The sequence below is a fragment of the Mesorhizobium sp. M1A.F.Ca.IN.020.06.1.1 genome (assembly GCF_004023265.1).
Lineage (GTDB): Bacteria > Pseudomonadota > Alphaproteobacteria > Rhizobiales > Rhizobiaceae > Mesorhizobium.
In genome coordinates this window covers 1-3,556 of the sequence record NZ_RZSR01000638.1, presented here as the reverse complement: position 1 = coordinate 3,556, position 3,556 = coordinate 1, and the positions used below count along the sequence as shown (strand labels likewise).

1 protein-coding gene and 3 pseudogenes are annotated in these 3,556 nt (G+C 64.5%); 2 read left to right on the top strand and 2 right to left on the bottom strand.

The features are described 5' to 3' along the window. Together EOA60_RS24010 and EOA60_RS39185 are read left to right on the top strand one after the other, a co-directional pair. A pseudogene (locus EOA60_RS24010) lies at nucleotides 1-1,712 on the top strand (kinesin); the annotation flags it as partial. Between the two features lie 106 nt (nucleotides 1,713-1,818). Continuing rightward, nucleotides 1,819-2,423: pseudogene (locus EOA60_RS39185) on the top strand (3'-5' exonuclease); the annotation flags it as partial. Between the two features lie 39 nt (nucleotides 2,424-2,462). Here the strand turns inward: EOA60_RS39185 and EOA60_RS24000 are convergent. Continuing rightward, on the bottom strand, nucleotides 2,463-3,053 hold the full coding sequence (locus EOA60_RS24000) for an ABC-type transport auxiliary lipoprotein family protein (RefSeq protein WP_095800812.1): 591 nt from the start codon (nucleotides 3,051-3,053) through the stop codon (nucleotides 2,463-2,465). 88 nt (nucleotides 3,054-3,141) lie between these two features. Beyond that, nucleotides 3,142-3,556 (bottom strand): annotated as a pseudogene (locus tag EOA60_RS23995) (MCE family protein); the annotation flags it as partial.

The following is a 3,556-nucleotide window of genomic DNA, read 5'->3' as shown; positions in this document are numbered from 1 at the left end:
CCTTCACCGCGGTCGGCCAGCATATCGGCCAGAGCACCAACGAGGCGGCAAAGACCATTGGCGCCAACACCCGCGAGCTCAACACCATGCTTGCGGCGCGCTCCTCCGAAATGTCGAAGATTCTCGACGAGACGGCGCGTCCGCTGGTCGAGCGCTTCGCCCAGGGCGGCTCCGAGCTGCAAAAGAGGATGGAAGAGGTCACCGAACGGGCGACCGAGAAGCTGCGCAGCGAAAACGCGGCCCTCGTCAATGCGCTCGCCAACCGTACCGCGGAGACGCTCTCGGCGGTCGAGAGCGCTCGCTCGACGCTGGCCGACAGCGTTGCCGACCTTATCGGCCGCATGACCACCTCCAGCGCGCAGCTCAGTCAGCTGATCGACCAGGCGGCCGTCAATCTCGGCCAGGTCGAGGAGCGCCTGAGCGGCAGCACGCAGAGCTTCGCGGCGACCACCGAGAAGGCGGCCCAGACCTTTGCCAGCTCGGCGCGCCTCGTTGATTCCAACACGACGCGGCTCACCGATCTGTCGTCGGCGACGTTGCGCGAGGTCGCCTCGATCGCGACCAAGTTCGACGAGCACAGCCGCCTGCTGTCGAGCGCCTCGGACCTGCTGAGCTCCGCGCAGAGCAATCTCGAGCACACGCTGGAGCGGCAGTCGTCGCTGGAAGACCTCGCCGTCGGTCTGGTCAAGAAGTCGGAAGACCTCGAGAAAGTCATGCGCTCCTTCGAGACTCTTGTGGGCCAGACGATGCAGAATGCCGAGGGCCGGACGATGGAATCGGCGGAGAAGATTCGCACCGCCATCGCCGAGGTCGTCGATTCGGCGACGCGCCGCTTCGCCGACGCGACCGAGGAGATGCGGCGCACCGCAGGTTCCATCAAGAGCGAGCTGGACCTCACCCGCGCCGAGCTCAAGAAGGGCGTCATCGAGATGCCGGAGGAGGCCAAGGAATCGACCTCGGCCATCCGCCGCGCCGTCGCCGAGCAGATCAACGCGCTCAAGGAACTGTCGGATATCGTTGCGAAATCCGGCCGCAGCGGCAGCAGCGAAACCGGCGAGCCGCGCGCCCTGCGCCCCGCGCCGCAGGCGCCCGCTCGCCCCGCCGAGCAGCCGCTGCGCCGCCCGCCGGCGTCGCAGCAGCCTCAGCCGGAGCGCCCGGCGCCGCAGGCACCGATCGGCGAGACGACGCTGCGCGGCACCCTCGATCTCGAGCGCCCGGCGGAAACGCCGCGCCGCGATCCGAACGGCCGCACGCAGCAGGGCGGCTGGGTGCGCGATCTCCTGACCAACGCCTCGCGCGAGGAAGAGCTGAAGCCGGCGACGCCCGCGGAAGCACCGCGCGCGACCCCTGCCCAGCGTTCGCCGCTGCATGTCATGGAATCGCTCAACTCTCTATCCGTCGACATCGCCCGCGCTATCGACCATGACGCCTCGATCGAGTTGTGGAACCGCTACCGCCGCGGCGAGCGCGACGTGTTCACGCGCCGGCTCTACACGCTGAAGGGCCAGCAGACCTTCGACGAGATCCGCCGCAAGTATCAGGCCGAGGCCGAGTTCCGCGCCGCCGTCGACCGCTACTGCGACGATTTCGAGAAGCTGCTCAAGGACGTATCGCGCAACGACCGCGACAACATCATGGCGCAAACCTACCTCACGTCGGACACCGGCAAGGTCTACACGATGCTGGCCCACGCCAGCGGCCGCCTGCACTGAACGGGGCACATGTCAGACACTGAAGCGGGGGCATTGCTCCGCTTCTTCATTTTAGAATCCACTTCCAGTTGACGCAGGTCCCATCTTCGATTTGGCGGGGAAGGCCTTGAAGACAGCGATAATCTTCGACTGCGAATTTCTTTGCCTCGAAGGCTCGCAACGCAGATTTTGGTGCGCGGCTCATGATCCCGATCCGGTCATAGCCCAGGTCGGCGCAGTAAAGCTCGGACTTGAGGGGGAGTTTCCCCTATTAGGCACGCACTGCGCCTATGTGCAACCGATTGACCGATTGGCCGGGGATACGCGCTCGATCCGTTTTTCACCCAGCTCACCGGCATCACTGAAGAAACCCTGGAGACCGAGGGAGTCGAATTGGCAGAAGCTCTTGCCGACATCGACCGGTTCTCCGACGGTGCGCGCTTTTGGTCCTGGGGCAAGGACGAGCTGAACATGGTCGCGATCAGTTGTTATGTCGCCGGCATTCCCGTTTCCATACCAGCCAACCGGTTCGACAATGCAGTCAAGCTGCTGCTAGCGGCAGGGATGCCGATCGAAGATTTGGCGAGGACACCCAGCAACAAGCTGGCGGACTATTATGGCGTCGACCACGCTCCGTTGCGGGCACACGACGCGCTCGACGATGCGCTATCGCTGACCTACACCCTGCAACATCTGTTGAAATCCGAAAAATTGCAGGCAGACGTCTTCGAGTGTTTGTCTGCGTGGCACCGCACCGGCACGCGCATTCGTTCAGATCACCGAATCGGTCCAGCGGACGATGTCCTTCGCCGCTTGGCCGAACGCGTTGTCCAGGGCACCGACATAAGCGGCATTTCCGCCGCCCGAGACCGGTGCGCTGGCCGTGAAGTCCTTCGAGGCGCGCACCTCGCCATTGCGATCGTTGAGGATGCGCACGAACAGCTCGACATCGGCATGTTCGCCGCCATTGACCCGGACTTCGAAGGACCGCACCTCGACGATGATCTGGTAGTCGATCGCCAAACCCTCGCCCGGCTTGCCGACACCGGCAAAGCTGCCGGACCGCTGAAAAGTCTCGGCGAGCCTTGCCTGCACGATCAGCGGCAGGCGGTCCGCCCATTGCGCGCCCTTGAGGAACTGGATCGACTGGTCGGACGGCCTGATCACGATGTTCTGGCTGTCCAGCGCCTTCAGCGCCGAGGGTTGGGCGATCAGGATCTGGCGGCGGCTGTGGCCTCGCATGTCGAGCGAAGGCGCGGAAAGCTCGAACGTGTCGAGCGGCGCCGGCCTGCCCCCCAGTACCGCGCAGCCTGCAAGCGTGAACACGAGCGTCGCGGCAGCAACGGACTTCAACCCTCTCACTAACTTCACGCGCGATCCCCACTGTCCCCGGATCTGACGATCAACTTACAGCTGCAATCCATGTTCTTGGCGTTCGCAGCAGCGGAAGTCAACGCCGTGCCCTGCCGTCAAACTGACGGACCTCCCCCTCGCCGCCCGTCAGTATGCGCTGCGGGTTTCGGCTGAGATCTGTCACCGCTTCCTCGATTCGGCTGATCGAGCGCCGGCTGGCCTGGACCAGCGCCTCGACATCCTGCAGGCCCTGGCCGGAGAAGCGCGACAGATTGTCGACGATGGTGCCCAGCCGAGAGTTCAGCGTATCGGCAACCTGCTTGAAGGACTTCAGCGTCGCCCGAGCATCGGCCATTACGCCATTGGCTTCACCGGACCCGAGAAGCTTGTCGACCTTCTCGAGAATCCCGTCGACGCGCACGGAGGCGTCGTTGAGGCGTTGCGCAAGCTGGCGGGCATTCTTGATCGTATCGTTGATGTCGTCGGAGCGGTTGGCGATCTTGTCGGTGACC